We start from the raw sequence: 20,172 nt of genomic DNA, 5'->3' as shown, positions 1-20,172 counted from the left end.
GTTCGACGGGTTTCTGCAGCACGTCACGCGCCGATCACCGGGGGAACCGGCTTGTCGCCGTCATAGCCGCCGAAAATGGAGTCGCCGTCCTCTTCCTGGAGCAGGATCTTGCGCTTGTGCTCCTCGTCCTCGCCACCCTTGCCGCCTTTGCCCGCGCCCATGCCGCCGCCACCCATACCGGGCGCGCCAGGACGCCCCGCCGCCGCGCCGCCCGCCGGAGCCCCGCCGGGTCCGCGCGTCGCGCCCTCGCCGGGCATGCCACCCCCGACACCGCGACCGGGCCCCATGCTGCCCGGCCCGCCCGTCGATCCACCCGGCCCGAAGCCGCCACCGGGGCCGAAGCCGCCGCTGAACCCGCCCGAGCCCGGGCCGAATCCGCCGCCGCTACCGGGACCGCCTCCGGGTCCGCCGCTTCCGGGCCCGAACGCGGGCGGCCGGTGGTCGCCAGGACGTACTTCCATCCCGGGGCCCGTCCTGGACAAGTCGGTCCGATCGTTCGGCTGCGGAGACGGCATCGGCCGCCGCGGCGGTTGTGGCATCTGCGGCATGCGGGGCGGCTGCGAGATCTGCGGCGGCCTCGGCGCCTGATACCCCTCGGCCCCCGGAGGCGGGCTGTACGAACTCGGGCCGCCGGTGTACCCGCCACCGGGTCCGCCGTGCCGCCCGCCGGTTTCGCCGTGCCCGCCGCCGAATCCGCTGACCTTCGTCCCGGGATCGATCGGATCCGCCGTGATCGGCCCCGCCGAGACGTTCGGATCGTGCGCGGCCGGATAAACCGGCGCGAGCGACTGCTGCCGCGGCTGAGTGCTCTGGTAGTACGGCTCGTAGACCTCGACGTTGTGCTTGGTGTCCGCGTCGAACTTCGCCGCCGCGATCTCGTCGTCACTCGCGCCGATGGACAGGATGTCCTCGGGCCCGTTGTCCCCCGCGCGCTCCTTCTCCACCGGGCGGACGTTGCCGCGCGTGTAGTGGAAGGAGCCGTTCTGGTCGTACATCGACTGGCGGGCGCGGTCCATGTTCTCGCCCGCGATCTTGGAGGTCGCGATGAGCGGGGCGAGGCCTGCTGCTCCGGAGTCGGCTGCTTTGCCCTTCCAGAAGGAACTCAAGGCCGTCTGGCTGGCCTCCATGGCGGTGCTGATTTCTCCGTGGGCGACCATCAAGTGATGGGAAGCGACTCGCGCCGCATCCAAGCGTTTCGTGGTGTTCGGGTTGGCGTTGAGTTTGGTGAAGATTTCCCATCCGCTGTAGGTCATTGGGCCGCCTTCAGACGTTGGATCGCCAACTCGGCCAGCTTCACGCTGGCACCGCAGGGGTCGTTGTAGGCGGGGCTGTCGTCGAACAGGGCGGTGACCACGGTGTACATCATGTCGTCGCGAAGTCCGACAGCCAGGTTGCAGTTGCCCGCGCCTTCGCCGCCGTTCGCGAAGACGACGGCCGGATGTCCGGCGATGTCAGGCAAGGGTTGGAACGTCGTGACACCGCTGCCCTGTTGTTTGAGAGCGTAAAGATGGCTCAAGCCTTCGGGCTGACTGACATTCAGACCGCCGTTGATCGAGCCCGCTAGGTCGGCGAGGATCCACGAGCAGGTCGGGCCGCCCGCGATCTGTTCCACCTTCGAGCTTTTCACCTTCCCGGCGATGCCTGCGATCTCCGTATCGGTCGCGGCGCTGCAGGGTTCGTTCGTGAGTTTTTCCGTCTTCAACGGGGTCGTCACTTTGGGGGCTCCCGCGCGCGGCAGGGTCGTGGCGTCAGGCTTGGGCGTCGAAGGCTCGGCCTTACCGCCGGTTTCCCCATTGCAACCGGCCGCGAGCACGGCGGCAACAGTGAGAACGGAGACGAGTCGAGCACGCATTCAGAGAGCCTTTCCAACAGAACGGAGAGCGTCGATCGCTGCCTGGTCTTGCTTTTCGTACGCCGTCTTTATTTCCACTAGCTTGTCGGCGTAAGCCCTGGTGAACTTGCGTGCGCCGTCCAAGAAATTTTGATAAGAGGCCCCCGACTCGTTCGCGATCTTGACGTAACCTTGGCTGGCGACCTCGTCACCCATCGCGTCGATACCGGTCAGGTACGAGGCTTCCCTCATGGCGCTGCTGAAGTTGTTCTCGATGCAGTCCTCGAGGGATTTGATGACCTTGTCCATGGCCTCCGAGTCGAATTCCCAGCCGCCGTTCGACGACGCCGCGGCGAAGTCGGCCTGGGCCTGCCCGGCACCCAGCTCGCCGTAATTCGGCGGCGGGCCCGGCGGCGGTGGTGCGGCGGTAGCGCCCTGAATCAGTCCGGACCCCGGCGGCGGTGCCTGCGGCGGCGTCGTGTTCAGCTGGTTGTAGACCCCCTGAGGGCCACTTCCCGGTCGTGTCATGTCGTGCCTCCCCGCACGGGCCGCGATGGGGCGCGACCTACCCGTAGTTCATCACTGACTCCAACCGGTGACGATAGCAGCAGGTAAACCGCTGATCAGCCCCTTCGTGAAAGATCACCATCGAAAGTTGCCGGGACGACGTTACTTTTGTCCTGATCGACGGTTTCGCCTGATCAGGACTTCTTGAGGTTCTTGATCGCCGCCGCGGCGACCTTGGTCGCCATCCCGCAAGGGTCCGCGAGCATGGGGTTTCCGGAAGACAGGTGCGGGATGACCGTGTAGACGAGGTCGTCCCTGAGCCCGACAGCGAGCGTGCAGGTTCCTCGGCCTTCGCTGCCGTTGGCATAGATGACAGCAGGGTGCCCTTCTATGGAGTCGACTGGTTTGAAGGTAGTGAGTCCCCCGGTCGACTTCTGCGCATAGAGAGCGCTCAACCCTTTCTTGTTGCCGACCACCAGGCCTGCGCTGAGGGTGCTCGGAGCTTCGGAGAACAACCAACTGCAGTTCAGGCCTTCGGATAGGTCGACGGTCCGTGAACGCTCCACCGCGCCGCCGATCGCTTCGATCTCGGCCGTCGGGATGGCGCTGCACGGGTCCGCCTCGACCACCGCCGTATTGGCGATCGGGTTCGCCACCGCAGGCGCCCCATCGGATGGAAGCCGCGCCGAGGACGGCGCACTCGTCGTCGCGGTGCCGGCCACCTGAGTGCCGCAACCACCGGCCAAAATCGATACCGCAGCCGCCAAGAGCAAGAAACGCTTCATGTCGTGCCTCCCCGCACGGGCCGCGCAGGGCGCGACCTACCCGTGGTCCACCTCTGACTCCGGTGCGTGACCGTAGCAGCGACCAAGCGGACGGGCGGCGAGTTCGGTCAAGATCACCGATAAGGCCTGGTCTCGAACCCGTGGTGGCCGTTCTGCCGTCGCGGTGCGGTGGCAGGTTCAGGTCTGCTGCCCAGGCCCACTTGCGAATCCCGGGGGTGATCGGCTTCGCTGGTGCCGGGGAACGACGGGGGAGGGAAGCGAGACGATGCCGGGTTTTCGGCGCAACAACGGGCCGCGCGATCCGGGGGAAGGTGAACCGAACGGCGACGCGGCCTTGCCGCCGCTCGATCCGTTCGCTCCGAACCCCGACAAGCGGTACGAGGTTCCGGCGTCCGAGTTGATGAAGCCGGGGACGACCGGTCTGCTCCGGTGGCGCCGCCAGGCGACCAACGCGCCGATCGTGCAGGTCGAGGACGCCTACATCACCGGAACGCTCGATCTGCGCGCGGCCGACATCAAGTATCTGTTCCGGTTCGAGCGGTGCCGGTTCGAGCATCCGCCGGACGTCCGTGAGGCGCATCTGCTCGGGCTCGTGTTCCGCAAGTGCTGGCTGCCGGGGCTCAAGGCGCGCAATCTCCGCACCCGCAACGATGTCCGCCTCATCCGCAGTGTCGTGCACGTCGACGGCGAGCACGAGATCGAGGAGACCACGGTCCAGCGCGGCGACGATCGCGAGCGCGGGATGCCGAACGCGGCGGTCAATCTCACCGACGCGGTCATCGAGGGTTCGGTCGTGCTGACCCGCACGGTGATAACCCATCCGCGGGGCAAGGCGATCCAGGCCGACCGGGTCAACATCGTCGGCGCGTTGCTGGCGTATCGGTTGGTGGCCAACGGAGAAGTCCGCATCCCGGGTATGCGGGCGGGCGGTAACGTCAACTTTTCGGGCGCGACGCTGAACAACCGGGACGGCTTCGCGCTCAACGGGAACGGGATCCACATCGGCGGCAGCCTGCTGTGCGAGGTGGACAACTACGGGCCCGCCGCGCAGCGGAAACGCTTCTCCGCCAGTGGGATCATGTTCCTGCCGAGTGCCACTGTGGACAGTGACGTCATTTTCCGCGAGGCCAAACTGTCGGTGAATCAGGCCGGGCCGATCGTCGTCGACGCGTGGAAGTCGAACGATCCGTACATCGACCCGCGGCCGGCGCTGGTCGCGGATCGGTCGGCGATCAACGGGAACCTCGAGCTGAGCGACGGCATGCAGGCGACCGGGACGCTGCGGATGGTCAACGCCCGGATCGGGGGTTCGTTGCGCCTCGCCGGCGCCGAGGTCCAGGTCGTGCGCGGGCAGAGCATTCCCTACTACGACCGCGCGATCCACCTCGACGGGACCACGATCGGCGGCGATCTCGAGGCGACGAGCCTGCGGGTGCCGTCCGGGCAGTTGCGCATGGCCGACATCACCGTCGGTGGCAACGTGCTGGCGTGGAACTCGATGTTCCTGCACCCGCGCCGCGACGTCTTTTCCGCGCGGCGCGCGAAGATCGCGGGCAACTTCCAGCTCACCGACGCGACCGTCCAGGGCACTCTCCGGCTCCAGGGCGCCGAGGTCGGCGGCAGCGTGAACCTCTTCGGCACGAGCCTGACCGAGCCGGGCACGCGCACACGCACCAGTTACTCGCTGGACGTCCGCACCGCGCGGATCGGCCGCGATCTGATCCTCACCGAGAACAAGGAGCGTCCGTTCGTCGCGCAGGGCGGGGTCAACCTCGACGGTGCTCAGGTCGCGCGGCGCGTCGACTTCCGCGGCGCACGACTCGGTTCCCTCGCGCCGCACGGGATCGCGCTCGACGGCAGCGACGTTTCGGCCGACGAGTTCCTGCTCACGCCCGCCGTTCCGCCGGAGGGCCGGATCGTCTTGCGGCGCGCGCATTGCGGGACGCTCGGTGACAACGAGGCGTTCTGGGCGTCGACGACCGGGATCGAGCTGGAGGATTTCCGGTACGACGCCCTCCAAGAGGACATCGCGCTCGACGACGACCGCGCGATCGATCATCGGATCGTGTTGCTGCGCAAGGCGATGGACGGCTACCGGCCGGGACCCTACGACCAGCTGGCGGCGACGCTGCGCGCGTCCGGAAACGAAGAGCACGCCTCCACGGTGCTGTTGAAGAAGCAGCAATTCCGGTACGTGGCGCTCGCGAAGGGTTTCAAGTTCTTCGGGCCCGGCGTGCGCGTGTGGAGCTGGTTGCAGCGGTCGATGGTCGGCTACGGCTTCCGTCCGGTGCGCGCGCTCGGCTGGCTGCTGACGTTGCTGGTGCTGGGAAGCCTGTGGTTCGGGCTCGGGGTCGACGACTGCGTCACCAAACCCAATCTCACGGTGAGCGGGCCTCGGTGCCTGGTCAACCAGGACGACACCGGTTTGCAGTGGAATCCGGTGCTGTACACGATCGACCTCCTGGTCCCGATCGTCGACTTCGGCAACAAGTCGCGCTGGTACATGCACGGCATGGACAACTGGGTCGCGGCCGGGTTCACCGCGTCGGGCTGGGTGCTGGCGACGACGGTCGCCGCCGGTATCAGTCGCATGCTCCGGAGGGACAACTGAGGGTATTTCACATACCCTCAGTACGGAGGTATGCCATGACTGAGCCCAGCGCCACCGGAAAGATCGCGATCGCCGCCCCGCCCGAGCGGGTGTACGCCCTGGTCAGCGACCCGGGCGCGCTCGCGGGGATGGCCGAGGAGTACGAGGGGCACCGTTGGGTCGGTGCGGCGGAGGGGCCCGCTGTCGGCGCCAGGTTCCGCGGCCGCAACCGCAACGGGATCCGTCGCTGGAGCACCCTTTCGACGATCACCGACGCCGACGAGGGCAGGCGGTTCGCGTTCGAGGTGACCACGGTCGCCGGACTTCCCGTCGCGCGCTGGCAGTACGACATCGAGGCGTCCGGCGACGGGTGTGTGGCCGTGGAGAGCACGTGGGACCGGCGGCCGGGCTGGCTGCGCGGGCCGACGTCGCTGTTCACCGGGGTCTGGAAGCGGGACGACGCCAACCGGGCGAACATCGCCGCGACGCTGGCCCGGCTGAAGGCCGCCGCCGAATCCTGACCCCTACCACCACTTTCCCGAATCGCGAAAAGAGCAAGGGACCTTTGCTATCGCCGGGGGCACATTTGGTGACGCCCGACGCGCGAATCGGCCACATGTAGTGGCACCGAACCGCGAACTCAAGGTATGAACGGTCCGTTCATTCCACGAACCGCGACCAGAACTCGACCTGCCGCGGCCCGCCGGCCGGTGGCGGGCCCAGCGGCTCGCCGCAGAAGTCGTGCCGCAGGTATCCCCGCAGGTCGTAGCCGTAGTAGACGATGTCGGTCTGATACACCGAAAGCACCGGATAGCCCGCGCTCCCGGCGATCCCGGGCAGATACCGATGCCCGCAGACCGGAACCAGCTGCGGGGCCTGTGCCAGATGTGAGCGAGCCCGCGAAAGCGCGTCGGCGAGGTCGATCGGGCGCATGCCCCAGTCCGGCGGCCAGAAGCCGTTGTGTTCGACGTCGTAAAGCACCCCGTCCACCGGCCAGTCCAGCCGTTTCCGCAGGTGGTCGGGGTTGCCGCAGCGCCAGTCCGGCCAGCGGTCGCCGATCGGCACCCCGGCGGACAGGAAGGTCCGGTGGTCGGCGGCGAACCGAAAGCCGAAGCGTGCTTCGACGTCGTCGAGCTCGGCCTCGCTCAACCCGGGACGCACGGGTTCGGCCAAGCTCGCCTGGAGGTCGTGTGCCTCCTCGATGGTGAAGGCGTGCTCAACAGTGGACATGTGTTCGAGCGTAAATTGCGCACCGCGCAAGCGCCTTCTCTTTTAACGCCGGTCGAGCGCGACGGCGAAAACGGGGTGAAGAGGGCGCGGTCCCGGCGGTAGCGTCCGCGATCGTGAGCGTCGAAGACGACCCGGCCGACGGCTGGTTCCCCGAGAGTGTGGCCACGGATTACGACGGCCCGGGCGGCGCGAACGCCCCCGAGGTGGTGACGTCCGCCGTGGACGTCCTCGAAGACCTTGCCGAAGGCGGCCCGGTGCTCGAGTTCGCCGTCGGGACCGGGCGGATCGCCGCGCCGCTGGCCGCGCGCGGAGTGCCGGTGAGCGGTATCGAGCTGAGCCGGGCGATGGCCGCGCGGATCGCGGACAAGCCGGGCGGCGAAGCGGTCGAAGTCACGATCGGCGACATGACGAGCACCCGGGTGGCGGGCGAGTTCTCGCTGGTCTGCCTGGTGTTCAACACGATCGGCAACGTGACCACCCAGGACGGCCAGGTCGACGTCTTCCGCAACGCGGCGGCGCATCTGCGGCCCGGCGGGCTGTTCGTCGTCGAGGTGGGCCTCCCGGACCTGCGCCGCCTGCCGCCCGGACAGGACGTCGTCCCCTTCGCGATGACCCCCGGCTATGTCGGGTTCGACCAGTACGACGTGGTCACGCAGGAGTTCACGTCGAACCACGTGACCGTGTCACCGGACGGGACAGGGCGGTTCCGCCGCATCCCCTTCCGCTACGTCTGGCCCGCCGAGCTGGACCTCATGGCCCGGATCGCCGGAATGCGCCCGAAGCATCGCTGGGCGGATTGGGCCCGTTCGGAGTTCACCGCCGAAAGCACGGGGCACGTGTCGGTCTGGGAGAAGGCCCCTCATCACCCACATGAGGCTCCTCCCCTGGGGTGAGCTCGCCCTCTCAACGCCTGGACGTCGGAACAGAGCGGCGACACGTGTAGTTCACTCATGGCGTGACTTCCCCACGAACGCAGTCCCGCGTGCGGGCGCCCGAGCTCGCCGGCGACGGGTGGCTCAACACCGGCGGCGAGCGGCTCACGCTGGCCGGGTTGCGCGGCCGTATCGTCCTGCTGGACTTCTGGACCAGCGGCTGCGTCAACTGCCTGCACGTGCTGGACGAACTGCGCCCGCTGGAGGCCGAGTTCGCCGACGTCCTGGTGACCATCGGCGTGCATTCGCCCAAGTTCCTGCACGAGGGCGAGACGGCCGCGATCGAGGCGGCCGTACGGCGCTACGAGGTGCACCACCCGGTCCTCAACGACCCGAAGATGACCACCTGGTCTCAGTACGCGGTCAAGGCCTGGCCGACGCTGGTGGTCGTCGACCCCGAGGGTTACGTCGTCCACGTCGCCGCCGGCGAGGGGCACGCCGAGGCGCTGCGCCGGGTGATCGCCGACCTCGTCGCCACCCACGAGGCCAAGGGCACGCTCCGCCGCGGCGGCAGCCCGTACGTCCCGGCCGAGGAGCAGCGCGCCGAACTGCGGTTCCCGAGCAAGGCCGTGACCACCGCCGAGGGCCGGATCCTGGTCGCCGACACCGGCAACCACTCCATCGTCGAGTTCGCGTCCGACGGCGAGACGATCATCCGCCGCTTCGGCAGCGGGGCCCGCGGCGCGCAGGACGGGCCGTTCGACCTGGCGAGCTTCACCGAGCCGTCCGGGATCACCCTTCTGCCGTACGAGGTCGCGGAACGCGCGGGCTACCACGCCGTGGTCGCCGACACGGCCGGTCACCGGCTGCGCGGCATCGACCTGATCACCGGCGAGGTCTCCACGGTCGCCGGCACCGGCCGTCAGTGGCGCGACGGCGTCGACACCGGCAAGGCGCTCGACATCGACCTCACGAGCCCCTGGGACGTCGCCTGGTGGGGTCCCGCGGGCGGCGTCGTGGTCGCCATGGCGGGCAACCACACGCTGAGCGTGTTCGAGCCGGTCTCGGGCACCATCCGTCGCTTCGCCGGCACGACGGTCGAGGGCCTGCGAGACGGCGACGTCCACGAAGCTTTCTTCGCGCAGACCTCCGGCCTAACGCCCGACGGACGACGTCTGTGGCTCGCGGACGCCGAGACGTCGGCGCTGCGCTGGATCCAGCCCGAGGGCGAGACGTTCACCGTGCACACCGCGGTCGGCGTCGACCTGTTCTCCTTCGGCCACGTCGACGGACCCGCCGACGAGGCGCTCCTGCAGCATCCGCTCGGCCTCGCCGTGCTGCCCGGCGACACCATCGCGATCGCCGACACCTACAACGGCGCCGTCCGCCGCTACGACCCGCTCACCCGCCGGGTGACCACGCTCGCGACCGGTCTCGCGGAGCCGTCCGGCCTGCTGGTGCACGACGGCGAACTGCTGGTCGTCGAGTCGGCGGGCAACCGGATCGGGCCGGTGCCGCTCGGCGAGCAGGCCGTGGCCGGGGACGCGCACGCGGTCCGCCGCCCGCCGACCGTGCTGGCGCCGGGTGAGTTGGAGTTCTCCGTCGTCTTCACCCCACCGCCCGGAGAGAAGCTCGACGACCGTTATGGCCCGTCGACACGGCTGGAGATCAGCGCCTCGCCACCGGAGCTCCTCGCCGAGGGCGCGGGAGTCGGCACGGACCTGTTCCGCAAGCTCCGCTTCGCCGAGGGGGTGACCGGAGGCGTCTTGCAGGTCGTCGCGCAGGCCGCGAGCTGTGACGACGGAGGCGAGCATCCCGCCTGCCGCATCACCCGGCAGGACTGGGGAGTGCCGTTGCGGTTCGAAAACGGTGGAGAAAGCGCGCTGAGCCTGGTCATGGCGGGGGACCCGGGTAAGTAGAGTCTCACTTGTGTCGGAAAGGCCGAAACTCGAGATTCAGATGCTGCAGGACAGGGTGCTCGTGAAGCTGTCCCCCGAGGACGGGGAGCGCCGCAGTTCCGGTGGCATCGTCATCCCCGCCACCGCGCAAGTGGCGCGACGGCTCTCGTGGGGTGATGTACTGGGCGTGGGCAACAGTGTGCGGAACGTCAAGACCGGCGACCGTGTGCTGTTCAACCCGGAGGAGCAGCACGAGGTCGAGATCCAGGGCGAAGGACACTTGGTCATGCGGGAGCGGGACATCCACGCCGTGGCGACCGAACGGACCGAACACGGCACCGGGTTGTACCTCTAGCTCCGTGCCCGCGGGAGGGGTGGTGAGAGTTGGTACGCGATGACGAGCCGGGCACCGACCTGTTCACCGACGAACTCCTCCCGGATCCGGACGACGCTCCGGAAACAGACGAAGGCCTGGTAGACGAGCTCTTCGAGGGCGGCAGGGCGGTGGTGCACGCGCCGCCGACGCCCGCGTCGAAGTTCCGCAAGGGGCTCGGCAAGGCCCTCATGGCCGCCGGGGTGCTCATGGGCCTGTTCGTGCTCGCGTACGCGGTCGACCTGATCGTCAGTGCCGGGGACGTCCCGCGCGGCGTCACCGTCGCGGGGATCGACGTCGGCGGCCTCACGCACAAGGAGGCCGAGTCGAAGCTCCGCCGCGAGCTGGAGCCGAAGCTGATCGAGCCGGTGCGGGTCCGGGCGGGAGACGTCCACACGGTTCTGTACCCGACGTCGTCCGGGCTCGGCCTGGACTGGCCGCAGACGCTGGGGCGCGCCGGGCATCAGCCGCTGAGCCCGTACACGCGGTTGATGTCGTTCTTCACCAGCCGCGAGGTCGGCGTCGTCACCTGGACGGACGCGCCGAAGCTCGAAAAGGCCGTGTCCGACCTCGCCGCCGCGCAGCTGAACCGTCCGCCGATCGAAGGGAACATCACCTTCCGGCCCGTCGCGGGCGGTGACGGCGCGGTCGCCGCGGCCGCGGTCGAACCGCGGTCCGGGCAGACGCTCGCCGACGTCAAGGCGGCGGTCACCACGGTCACCGACGGCTGGCTGGGCGACGGCGGAGTCGAGCTGAAGGTGAACGTCGCGCCGGTGAAGGCGAACTCACAAGGCGTGCACGCGGCGCTCGACAAGATCGTCACGCCCGCGGTCGCGAAGCCGCTCCTGATCCGCGGCGAAGGCAAGGACGCGACGCTGAAACCGGACGCGATCGCGGGCTCCTTCCAGTTCGCCGCGCGCGACGACGGCAATCTCGAAGTCCGCATCGACCAGGGCAAACTCCGGGCCGCGGCGCAGCCGCAGCTGAAGGAGACCGAGACCGACGGCGCGGACGCGCAGATCGTCTTCGTCGGCGACAGGCCGGCGGTGCAGCCGTCGAAGGACGCGAGGAAGGTCAACTGGGACCTCACGTTCTCCGCGCTGACCGCGACTCTTGCCAAGAGCGAAGACCGGGAGTTGAAGGCGGTCTACGACGCCAGCAGCCCGGCCGTCAGCACCGAAGCGGCGAACGTCCTCGGCATCAACGAAGTCGTCGGCGAGTTCACCACCTCCGGCCTGAGCGGGCCGGCGATGACGAACGTGCAGGCGCTGGCCACCCGCGTCTCCGGCGCCATCGTGAAGCCGAACGAGACGTTCAGCCTCGGCGCGCGGTCCGGGGCGAGGACGGCCGACGCGGGCTACGTCCCCGCGCCGTCGAACGAGGACGGCACCGGACCGGTCGTGGTCGGCGGCGGCGTCTCGCAGCTCGCGACGACGCTCTACAACGCCGCGTATCTGGCCGGGCTGGCCGACGGCGGGCATCTGGAGCACGACCACTACCTGGACCGCTATCCGGTCGCGCGCGACGTGAAGGCGATCAACGACGACGGTTCGCCCGTCGAGATGCAGATCGTCAACGACGCCCCGACCGGCATCGCGATCCAGGTGATCCCCGCCAACGGCTCGGTGACCGTGCGGATCTGGGGCACGAAACGCTTTTCGGTCCAGAGCGTCGGCGGGGATCGGCATTCCTACGTCCCCCAGCCGGTTCAGGTCGGCTCCGGTCCCGGCTGCGTGCCGGATCCCGGTGCCGCCGGTTTCAGCACCTCGGACACCCGCGTGCTCGTCGACGTCGTCACCGGCACGGAGGTCCGCCGGGAGACCCGCAACGCGACCTATTCGCCGCGCGCCACGGTCATCTGCACCTGAGCCTCACCGCAGCACCATGCAGCCGCGGGCCTCGAAGTCCGCGAGCCACGGCGGTTCCCGGAAGTCCTTGTTCCATCGCAGATCCAGCTTGTCCAATTTGGACAGCCGGGCGAGGGACGACGGCAGCGAGGTGAGCCGGTTCTCACGCAGGTCCAGCTGGCGCAGTTCGCTCAGCTCCCCGAGTGAGGACGGCAAGGACGTCAGCCGGTTCTTCCGCAGATGCAGCTCGCGCAGCGTGGAGAGCGTCCCCAGCGATTCCGGGATCTCGGTCAACCCGTTGCCGTACAAGCGAAGCTCACGCAGCGAGGCTAGCCCGGAAAGGTCGTCCGGCAGCGTGGAGATGCGATTGTCCGTGCACCCCAGGTACTTCAGCCGTCCGAGTGAGCACAGCGCGACCGGGAACTCGCTCAGCCTGTTGTCGCTCACGTAGAGGTATTCCGTCAGCCCGGAGAGCTCGCCGAGCTCGTCCGGGAGGGTCTCGAACTCGTTGTGCCCCAGGTCCAGCGTGTGCAGATTCCGCAGCGCGCCGATCGAAGGCGAGAGGGAGGACAGCCGGTTGGTGGCCAGGTTCAGCACCCGGAGCCCCGAAAGCGACCAGAGGTCGTCGGGAACGGACGTCAACCGGTTGTCGTACAGGTCCAGATATTCGAGCGACGCCGGAAGGGCGACGCCGGACAGGGAGGTCAGCCCCTGGCCACTGACTTCGAGTCGAGTGGTCACAGGGGCCGACCGTAGTCCCGCTCACGGCACCTCAGGTCGCGGCGTGGTGCCCGCCCTTGACCTTCGCGTAGATCGCGGACGCGGCGATCACGCCGACGACCGCCGCGCCGACTTGGAAGGCGTGCCGGATCCAGTCGATGCCCGGGGTGTCGCGGACGCCGAACACGCCTGCCAGCCAGTTGCCGATGAAGGCGGCGACGATGCCGACGACGATCGTCAGCCACATCGGGATCTTCTGGTCGCCGGACGCGAGCATCCGGCCGATGACGCCGAGGATCAGGCCCACCACGATCGTGGTGATGATGCCCCAAATGCCACCCAGCATGGTTCCTCCTTCGCTGGAGAATCAGTTGGTTCCAACGGTGACACCGAAAGCGGTTCGTCGCGCCTCAAGACCCCTTACCGGGTGACGCCGCGCCGTCCGTAGAGGTTCGCGGCCAGGGTGACCCCGATGGCGGCGATGACGATCTGGGTGATGAGTTCGAGCCAGTCGAAGCCCTTGGTGTCCGCGTAGCCGAGCCCGCGGGCGATAGCGGTGCCGACGAAGGCGGCGATGATGCCGACGACGATCGTCAGCCAGATCGGGATGGACTGCTTGCCGGGGGCGAAGAACCTGCCGAGTACCCCGAGGATCAGCCCGACCACGATCGCCATGATGATGCCGGTGACTGTCATTGACGACTCCTTTTCCGAGGTCTCCGCTCAGGTGGCGGACTCAGCACGGAGATACCCCGGAAAGCCCCGGCGAAACCAGAAAAGCCCCCTCCACGCGGGAGGGGGCTTTTCGTCACGAAACCGTTTAGAACGCGGCTTCGGGGATGTCCATGAGGCTGTTGTCCGCGGCCTCGACGATCGCGCGGCGCGACGTCAGCTCCGGCAGCACGCTCTTCGCGAAGAACGACGCCACGGCGAGCTTGCCCTCGTAGAACGGGGTGTCCTTCGCCGACGCGCCCGCGTCGAGCTTGCCGATGGCGACCTCGGCGTGCTTGATGAGCTGCCAGCCGATGAGCAGGTCGCCGACCGACATCAGCAGGCGGACCGTGTGCTGGCCGACCTTGTTGATGTTCTGCGGGTCTTCCTGCGACGAGGTCAGGTAGCCGATCAGCGAGCCGAGCATGCCCTGGGTGTCCTCGAGCGCCTGCTTGAGCAGCCCGCGCTCGTTCTTGAGCCGCCCGTTGCCGATCTCCGATTCGATGGTCTTCGTGATCTCCCCGGCGACGTAGGCCAGCGAAGCGCCCTTGTCGCGGACGATCTTGCGGAAGAAGAAGTCCAGCGACTGGATGGCCGTGGTGCCTTCGTACAGCGAGTCGATCTTCGCGTCACGGATGTACTGCTCGATCGGGTAGTCCTGCAGGAAGCCGGACCCGCCGAGGGTCTGCAGCGACTGCACGAGCTGCTCGGTCGCGCGCTCGGAGCCGACGCCCTTGACGATCGGCAGCAGCAGGTCGTTGACGCCGTGCGCGACCTTCTGCGAAGCCTCGTCGCCCTCGCCGGTCCACACCTGGTCCTGGAAGGTCGCGGTGTAGAGGTACACCGCGCGCAGGCCCTCGGCGTACGCCTTCTGCAGCATCAGCGAGCGGCGGACGTCCGGGTGGTGGGTGATGGTGACGCGCGGCGCCGCCTTGTTCAGCATGTTCGGCAGGTCGGCACCCTGGACGCGCTCCTTGGCGTACTCGAGCGCGTTGAGGTAACCGGTCGACAGCGTCGCGATGGCCTTCGTGCCGACCATCATGCGGGCGTACTCGATGACCTGGAACATCTGCGCGATGCCGTCGTGCACCTCGCCCAGCAGCCAGCCCTTGGCGGGGGTGCCGTGCTGGCCGAAGGTCAGCTCGCAGGTGGTGGAGGCCTTGATGCCCATCTTGTGCTCGACATTGGTGACGAAGGCGCCGTTGCGCTCGCCCAGCTCACCGGTTTCGCCGTCGAAGTGGAACTTCGGCACGAGGAAGAGCGAAAGGCCCTTGGTGCCGGGTTTGGTCTCGATGCCGGGACCCTCGGGGCGGGCCAGCACCAGGTGCATGATGTTCTCGACCATGTCGTTCTCGGCCGAGGTGATGAACCGCTTCACGCCGTCGATGTGCCAGGAGCCGTCCTCCTGCTTGACGGCCTTGGCGCGGCCGGCGCCGACGTCGGAACCGGCGTCGGGCTCGGTGAGCACCATCGTGGCGCCCCAGCCGCGGTCGATCATGACCTGCGCCCAGCGCTTCTGCTCGTCGGTGCCGTTCTTGTCGACGATGCCGGCGAAGTTCGGGCCCGCCATGTACATGAACAGCGGCGCGTTGGCGCCGAGGATCAGCTCGGCCGCGGCCCACTGCACGGTCGGGGGCAAGCCGAAGCCGCCCAGCTCGTTCGGCAGGCCCAGCCGCCACCATTCGCCGTCCATCAGCGCCTGATAGCTCTTCTTGAACGACTCGGGGATCTTCACCGAGAACGTCTTCGGGTCGTACACCGGCGGGTTGCGGTCCGCGTCGGCGTACGAGTCGGCGAGGGGACCGGAAGCGAGCTTGTTCAGCTCCGTCAGCACGCCGCGGGCGGTCTCCTCGTCGGATTCCGCGAGGACGCCCTTGCCGAGGCGGTCCTGCACGCCGAGTACCTCGAAGAGGTTGAACTCCAGGTCTCGGACGTTGCTCTTGTAGTGGCCCATTTCGTCACTCCAATGTGTTCGGCTCCCCGGCCGGGCACACGTCCCCTACTCGCCGGTAACTTCAGGATATTACCTGTGGGTAACCGGCGGCAAGTGAATGGCCACTGTTGTGATGTGTAAATCAGCAATACGGGGGTCTCGGTGCCGGTTCAGCGGGGTGACGGCGCGATCGAAGAAGCCGAAGGCGTCTCGGCCGGGCTGTGCGCGTCGTCAGGGCTCGTGACCAGGATGCCGGATCGGAACGCGATGGTCACCGCGTGTGTCCGGTCGCGGGCGGAAAGCTTGCGCAGGATGCTCTTGACGTGGGTCCGCACGGTTTCCACCGACAGGAAGAGGATCTTCGCGATCCCGGAGTTCTCCAGCCCCTCGGCGACCAGCTGAAGGACCTGGTACTCGCGGCGGGACAGCGGCATCAGGCCGCGCGCGGTCGCCGGCTTGGGGGCGTCGCCCGGCTTGGGGAGCACGGGCTGGCGCTTCGGCCGCGCCGTCAGCGCCGCCAGGGTCGGGTCGATGTAGCGGCGGTCGCTGTGCGCGCGCCGGATCGCCTCGGTCAGATGACGGCCGTCGGTCGCCCGCGGCACGATCGCGTGGACGCCCGCCGCGATCGCCGCGGCGAGGTACTGCTGGGTGCGGTTGGTGTCCCTGATCATCGTGATGATGACCAGTGCCGGATCGCCGGCGCTGAGCAGCCGGGACAGGTGGCAGTTCGGGTCGAGCGCCGAATCCAGCACGATGACGTCCGGTTTGAGCTGTTCGCACAGCTGGAGCGCGGCGTGATGGCTCGTCGCGTGCCCGAGCCATTGCAGCCCCGGCGTGCGGTGGACCAGTGAGCTCAGCCCCTCGCAGAAGATCGGGATCGGATCGACGGCGGCCACTCCGAGGCCGCGGCCACCTGGTGACAGTCCGCCAGGCCTGCCGGCCTGCGTTCGGTTCGGCTCGATGCCTCGCATCACGGACCCCTCCGTTTTTTTGCCCGTCATCCCCGGACGAGAGGACCTGAAGTCCATTCGGTGACCACGGCCCCCCGGCGTGGTCACCCTCGTCAACCGGTCCCCCCTGCGGGACCGGACAGAGATGACACCTCGTAACTATTACGAGTCAGTAGGTCGGCGGGCGTGACGCGGTATCCCCCTCATAGATGTATCGCGTCGTCGCAGCAAACTCTGCGTATCGGCCGGTTGTGGATCTCCGGCTCGAATGAGCGCGCCGACGGAGGATCTTGGCGCGTTCGCTACTCAGAGTGGACTTCGGCGTGGAGGCGCCCGAATTCGTCGCCGAGCGCCGCGGGCGTCCAATGCGCGTTCAGCCCGCTCGGGTTCGGCAGGACCCAGACCCGCGCGCGGGCGATCTCGCCGTCCTGCGGGCCGATCTTCGCCTTCGGCAGGCCGAACGCGGTCCGGAACGCCGTGATCCCGACGACGGCGAGCCAGCGTGGCCGGTACTCGGCGACCCTCGCGGTGAGGAGCCGCCCACCCTCGCGGAACTCTCCCGGCGTCAGCTCGTCGGCTCGCGCCGTGGTCCGCGCGACGACGTTGGTGATGCCGAGGCCGAGGCCGGGCAGTTCGTCCTGCTCGCTCGGGTCGAGCAGGCGCGGGGTGAAGCCGCCGCGGTACAGCGCGGGCCAGAACCGGTTGCCCGGCCTGGCGAAGTGCAGGCCGAGGGCGCCGGAGTAGAGGCCGGGGTTGATCCCGCAGAACAACACGTCCAGATCCGGCGCGATGACGTCGTCGATGGTCTTGCCGTACGCGGCGGCCAGCTCGTCCTTGTTCGGTTTCGTCCTCACCGGATCAGTTTCCGGCACGCTGGCGGGTATGGATCAGGGGGCGTTCACGGCCGACGGCTGTCCGGTGGAGGTGTACCGGCTGCTGCCGTCCGACGGCGAGGCCGGGATCGTGCACGCGGCCGTCCCGGAAGGCGCGTCGATCCTGGAGCTCGGCAGCGGCGCCGGGCGGGTCACGCACGCGCTCCTGGACCTGGGGCATCCGGTGGTCGCGGTGGACGACTCGCCGGAGATGCTCGCCGAGGTCCGCGCCGAGACGGTGTGTTCGAAGATCGAGGAGCTGCGGCTCGGCCGGGTCTTCGACGCCGTACTGCTCGGCAGCCACCTGGTCAACACCGCCGCCGACGCGGATCACGCGGCCTTCCTGGCCACCGCTCGCGCGCATGTCGCGCCCGGCGGGCGGGTGCTCGTCGAGTGGCATCCGCCGGAGTGGTTCGAGTCGGTCCGGGACGGCCAGGGCGGCCGGATCGGCGAGGTCGACGTCCGGCTGGGCCAGGTAGTCCGCGACGGGGATCTGTTGTCGGCCGTCGTCCGCTACTCGGCGGGCGACCGGTCGTGGGCCCAGGCGTTCACCTGCCGCCGACTGGACGCGACAGCGCTGAACACGTCTCTGACCAGGGCGGGCCTGGTCTTCGACCGCTGGTGCGCGGACGACCGGACCTGGTTCTCCGCGAACCCCGCGTGACCTGCGACACCCACTTTCGTCTCAAGGGGTGGTCAACTCACCACGATGTGCGTACTGTTTGTGATCTCGCACACAAGGTTGTCTTCGAGGAGGCGTTTTGCAGCTCTCGCTCATCCTCGGACTGGTCGCGTTGATCTTCGTCGTGGCCACCGTGCTGGTGATCGCGGAAGACCGGCGGGCCGCGCGGCGCGCGGCCCAGCGGCGGCGGGCGAGGCTAGCGGACCTGGGCGAGGTCGATCCGCTCGCGGCCGAGAGGCTGCGCCAATGAGCCCTCGGCGGTAACAAGTACCTCGGGCTGGAACTCGACCGTTGAAGGAACGGGCTTCCGGACGAGGCTGAGCAGCAGGGCTCCGGCGATCCAGCCGAGCATCGCGCCGCCGGTGTTGTTGAGCAGGTCGTCGACGTCGAAGATCCGGTAGACGTAGGGCGCCGTGCCGAAGTTCGCGGTCAGCTGCGTGATCTCGATCAGCAGCGAAGCGGTGAGACCGATCAGCGTCGTGCCGATGAGGCCGCGCTTCCAGAGTGTCCTGGCGAAGAAACCGAGCGGGACGAACAGCAGCACGTTCATGGTGGCCTGCTGGAAGGTCTGGGTGGTGAACCAGTCGGCCACCGGCAGCCCGTGCTTGAGCAGTTCGGTGTGGATGTCGGCGATCCACTGGAACGGGTGCAGCTGCACGGTCTGGCTCAGCCGTTTGACACCGGGGCCGGGCAGCGGCAGGAAGGTCACCGCCAGGGTCATGGTGGCGTAGAGCAGCACGGCGGCCATGGTCAGGACGGGACGAAGGCGCACCCGGCCGTGCCGCGCGTGCAGGACGATCAGCTGCGGGATCAGCGCCGTCGCCCAAAGCGCGAAGAAGCCGATCAAGCCGTACTGCAAGGCGGTGACCTGTGCGTTCGTCATGACATGGACGTTATGGATCAGCGGGGTCCCGCCGCTTCGGTCGAAGGGCCGCGGCGGACGGAGCCGGATCGGCCAAGTGGCTGACCTCGATCTTGGCCGATCGGCGATATTCCTTCCCGCTCCACCGGTGGACGTGGGATTCTGCCCGCATGCTGCTCGTTCGACGGCTGACCCCCGAAGACCTCGACGCCTTCCGTGACGTCCGCCTGCGGGCCCTGACGGACACCCCCGAGAACTACGGCTCGATCGCGGCGGCCGAACGGGCCCAGACCGACGAGGAGTGGCTCGCGAGGCTGGCCGGGGACGCCTGGTTCGCCGCCTTCGACGACGGACGCGCGGTGGGCCTCGTCGCCGGGAGGGCCCGCGACGGCGACTGGATCCTCTACTCGATGTGGGTCGCGGCCGAAGCCCGCGGCCAGGGGCTGGGCGCGAAGCTGGCGGGAGAGGTGCGCTCGGCCGCCGAGGCCGACGGCGCGCGCGAGGTGTGGCTGCACGTCGCGGAGGACAACGACCGGGCGCGGCGGCTGTACCTGAAGCTCGGGTTCATCGCGACGGGTGACCTGGAGCCGATGCCGAACGACATCACCCGGCGGCGCGAACGCCTTTATTTACCTGTTACCGACGGTAGCAGTAAATAGCTTGACCTCGCGGGATGGACAACGTCGTCTTCGACCGCGCGGGCCACGGCGAGCCGCTGGTGCTGATCCACGGGGTCGGCCACCGCCGCCAGGCCTGGTCGCCCGTGCTTTCGCTGCTCACCTCGCATCGCGACGTCATCACCGTCGACCTGCCGGGGTTCGGCGAATCGGCGCCGCACTCCGGCGGTTACGGCGTCGAAGCCGCGGTCGAGCTGTTCGGGAGGTTCTTCCGCGAACACGGCCTCGGCAAGCCGCACGTCGCGGGCAACTCGCTCGGCGGCCTGCTCTCGCTGGCCCTCGGCGAAGCGGGTCTCGTCCGCAGTGTGACGGCGTTGTCCCCGGCCGGGCTGTGGACGCCGCGCCGGCAGCGGTACGCGCTGAGCATGCTGCGCACCCACCGCCTGCTCGCGGAGCGGATCCCCGAGCGCACCGCGCGGCGGCTCGCCGCGACACCGGCGGGCCGGTCGATGCTGACCGGGATGATCGTCGGCCGTCCGGATCGGCTCACCACGCAGGTCGTCATGGAGGACATTCGCGCGCTGGCCGGCTGCCCGGGCTTCCGGCCGACGCTGGAGCAGGCTCGCGGCGGTTCCGGTTCGACGGCGTCGTCCGGGACGTCCCGGTGACCATCGCGTGGGCGGAACGCGACCGCATCCTCGCCCGCCCGAAGGCCGCCGAGCTGCGCCGGATCGCGCCCGGGGCGGAGCTGCTGGTGCTGCGCGGCTGCGGGCACGTGCCGATGAACGACGAGCCGGAGATGGTCGCGCGGGTGCTGCTGGAGGGCAGCTCACGCGCCATGTGACGTTTGCCTATCGTCCTGCTTTTTCCTCTGGTGAAGGTCAATTCCGCC

Annotated in this window: 23 protein-coding genes; 11 read left to right on the top strand and 12 right to left on the bottom strand. The window is 68.7% G+C overall.

Annotated features, from left to right (window positions below):
• Positions 1-23: 23 nt before the first annotated feature.
• From CFP71_RS04475 to CFP71_RS04460, 4 genes are all read right to left on the bottom strand, one after another.
• A complete protein-coding gene (locus tag CFP71_RS04475) occupies positions 24-1,253 on the bottom strand; it encodes a hypothetical protein (RefSeq protein ID WP_093932547.1) in 1,230 nt (409 codons plus the stop codon).
• Positions 1,250-1,852 (bottom strand): DUF3558 domain-containing protein, encoded by a 603-nt coding sequence (locus CFP71_RS04470; protein WP_093932546.1) that lies wholly within the window; start codon positions 1,850-1,852, stop codon positions 1,250-1,252. The genes CFP71_RS04475 and CFP71_RS04470 overlap by 4 nt, the downstream gene beginning before the upstream one ends.
• Positions 1,853-2,359, bottom strand: coding sequence for a hypothetical protein (locus tag CFP71_RS04465; RefSeq protein WP_093932545.1), 507 nt, complete (start codon positions 2,357-2,359; stop codon positions 1,853-1,855).
• A gap of 173 nt (positions 2,360-2,532) precedes the next feature.
• Positions 2,533-3,123: a DUF3558 domain-containing protein gene (locus tag CFP71_RS04460; RefSeq protein ID WP_093932544.1), complete on the bottom strand. Its 591-nt coding sequence runs from the start codon at positions 3,121-3,123 to the stop codon at positions 2,533-2,535.
• 265 nt (positions 3,124-3,388) lie between these two features.
• On the opposite strand from CFP71_RS04460, the gene CFP71_RS04455 reads away from it, so the two are divergent.
• Together CFP71_RS04455 and CFP71_RS04450 are read left to right on the top strand one after the other, a co-directional pair.
• A complete protein-coding gene (locus tag CFP71_RS04455; RefSeq protein WP_093932543.1) occupies positions 3,389-5,734 on the top strand; it encodes an oxidoreductase in 2,346 nt (781 codons plus the stop codon).
• Positions 5,735-5,769: 35 nt separating this feature from the next.
• Positions 5,770-6,234, top strand: coding sequence for an SRPBCC family protein (locus CFP71_RS04450; RefSeq protein ID WP_093932542.1), 465 nt, complete (start codon positions 5,770-5,772; stop codon positions 6,232-6,234).
• 139 nt (positions 6,235-6,373) lie between these two features.
• Here the strand turns inward: CFP71_RS04450 and CFP71_RS04445 are convergent, their stop codons facing one another.
• Positions 6,374-6,943, bottom strand: coding sequence for a hypothetical protein (locus tag CFP71_RS04445; RefSeq protein WP_093932541.1), 570 nt, complete (start codon positions 6,941-6,943; stop codon positions 6,374-6,376).
• A gap of 113 nt (positions 6,944-7,056) precedes the next feature.
• Here CFP71_RS04445 and CFP71_RS04440 point away from each other — a divergent pair, with 113 nt between their 5' ends.
• From CFP71_RS04440 to CFP71_RS04425, 4 genes are all read left to right on the top strand, one after another.
• Complete coding sequence (locus CFP71_RS04440) at positions 7,057-7,836, top strand: class I SAM-dependent DNA methyltransferase (RefSeq protein ID WP_093932540.1); 780 nt, start codon at positions 7,057-7,059, stop codon at positions 7,834-7,836.
• Positions 7,837-7,925: 89 nt separating this feature from the next.
• Positions 7,926-9,734: an NHL domain-containing thioredoxin family protein gene (locus CFP71_RS04435; protein ID WP_093932539.1), complete on the top strand. Its 1,809-nt coding sequence runs from the start codon at positions 7,926-7,928 to the stop codon at positions 9,732-9,734.
• Positions 9,735-9,774: 40 nt separating this feature from the next.
• Positions 9,775-10,068, top strand: a complete 294-nt coding sequence (locus tag CFP71_RS04430) for a GroES family chaperonin (RefSeq protein WP_093932559.1) — start codon at positions 9,775-9,777, stop codon at positions 10,066-10,068.
• A 29-nt stretch (positions 10,069-10,097) separates the two neighbouring features.
• Positions 10,098-11,954 (top strand): VanW family protein, encoded by a 1,857-nt coding sequence (locus tag CFP71_RS04425; RefSeq protein ID WP_093932538.1) that lies wholly within the window; start codon positions 10,098-10,100, stop codon positions 11,952-11,954.
• A gap of 3 nt (positions 11,955-11,957) precedes the next feature.
• Here the strand turns inward: CFP71_RS04425 and CFP71_RS04420 are convergent, their stop codons facing one another.
• The 6 genes from CFP71_RS04420 to mug all read right to left on the bottom strand — a co-directional run bounded on the left by CFP71_RS04420 (position 11,958) and on the right by mug (position 17,101).
• Positions 11,958-12,674, bottom strand: coding sequence for a leucine-rich repeat domain-containing protein (locus CFP71_RS04420; RefSeq protein ID WP_093932537.1), 717 nt, complete (start codon positions 12,672-12,674; stop codon positions 11,958-11,960).
• Positions 12,675-12,705: 31 nt separating this feature from the next.
• A complete protein-coding gene (locus CFP71_RS04415) occupies positions 12,706-12,999 on the bottom strand; it encodes a GlsB/YeaQ/YmgE family stress response membrane protein (RefSeq protein WP_093932536.1) in 294 nt (97 codons plus the stop codon).
• Between the two features lie 74 nt (positions 13,000-13,073).
• Positions 13,074-13,349 carry a GlsB/YeaQ/YmgE family stress response membrane protein gene (locus tag CFP71_RS04410; protein ID WP_093932535.1) on the bottom strand — a complete coding sequence of 92 codons (276 nt, stop codon included), beginning with the start codon at positions 13,347-13,349 and terminating at the stop codon, positions 13,074-13,076.
• Between the two features lie 124 nt (positions 13,350-13,473).
• Complete coding sequence (locus tag CFP71_RS04405; RefSeq protein WP_093932534.1) at positions 13,474-15,318, bottom strand: acyl-CoA dehydrogenase; 1,845 nt, start codon at positions 15,316-15,318, stop codon at positions 13,474-13,476.
• Positions 15,319-15,467: 149 nt separating this feature from the next.
• Positions 15,468-16,268 (bottom strand): response regulator transcription factor, encoded by an 801-nt coding sequence (locus CFP71_RS04400; protein ID WP_093932533.1) that lies wholly within the window; start codon positions 16,266-16,268, stop codon positions 15,468-15,470.
• 281 nt (positions 16,269-16,549) lie between these two features.
• Positions 16,550-17,101, bottom strand: a complete 552-nt coding sequence (mug, locus tag CFP71_RS04395) for a G/U mismatch-specific DNA glycosylase (RefSeq protein WP_093932532.1) — start codon at positions 17,099-17,101, stop codon at positions 16,550-16,552.
• Positions 17,102-17,129: 28 nt separating this feature from the next.
• On the opposite strand from mug, the gene CFP71_RS04390 reads away from it, so the two are divergent.
• Positions 17,130-17,783, top strand: a complete 654-nt coding sequence (locus CFP71_RS04390) for a class I SAM-dependent methyltransferase (protein WP_093932531.1) — start codon at positions 17,130-17,132, stop codon at positions 17,781-17,783.
• A 97-nt stretch (positions 17,784-17,880) separates the two neighbouring features.
• Positions 17,881-18,051 carry a hypothetical protein gene (locus tag CFP71_RS44015; RefSeq protein WP_167405993.1) on the top strand — a complete coding sequence of 57 codons (171 nt, stop codon included), beginning with the start codon at positions 17,881-17,883 and terminating at the stop codon, positions 18,049-18,051.
• On the opposite strand, the gene CFP71_RS04385 is transcribed toward CFP71_RS44015, so the two are convergent.
• Positions 17,998-18,684: a VanZ family protein gene (locus CFP71_RS04385; RefSeq protein WP_093932530.1), complete on the bottom strand. Its 687-nt coding sequence runs from the start codon at positions 18,682-18,684 to the stop codon at positions 17,998-18,000. The genes CFP71_RS44015 and CFP71_RS04385 overlap by 54 nt on opposite strands.
• A 149-nt stretch (positions 18,685-18,833) precedes the next feature.
• On the opposite strand from CFP71_RS04385, the gene CFP71_RS04380 reads away from it, so the two are divergent.
• Genes CFP71_RS04380 through CFP71_RS44795 form a run of 3 tightly spaced genes read left to right on the top strand, consistent with a single transcriptional unit; the run spans position 18,834 to position 20,124 of the window.
• Complete coding sequence (locus CFP71_RS04380; protein ID WP_093932529.1) at positions 18,834-19,322, top strand: GNAT family N-acetyltransferase; 489 nt, start codon at positions 18,834-18,836, stop codon at positions 19,320-19,322.
• 14 nt (positions 19,323-19,336) lie between these two features.
• Positions 19,337-19,948 (top strand): alpha/beta fold hydrolase, encoded by a 612-nt coding sequence (locus CFP71_RS04375; RefSeq protein WP_244199549.1) that lies wholly within the window; start codon positions 19,337-19,339, stop codon positions 19,946-19,948.
• Positions 19,945-20,124, top strand: a complete 180-nt coding sequence (locus CFP71_RS44795; RefSeq protein ID WP_244199548.1) for an alpha/beta fold hydrolase — start codon at positions 19,945-19,947, stop codon at positions 20,122-20,124. Before CFP71_RS04375 ends, CFP71_RS44795 begins: the two co-directional genes overlap by 4 nt.
• The last annotated feature ends 48 nt before the right edge of the window (positions 20,125-20,172 follow it).

Source organism: Amycolatopsis thailandensis (assembly GCF_002234405.1).
Classification (GTDB): Bacteria; Actinomycetota; Actinomycetes; order Mycobacteriales; family Pseudonocardiaceae; genus Amycolatopsis; species Amycolatopsis thailandensis.
This window is presented reverse-complemented; position numbering and strand designations above follow the sequence as displayed.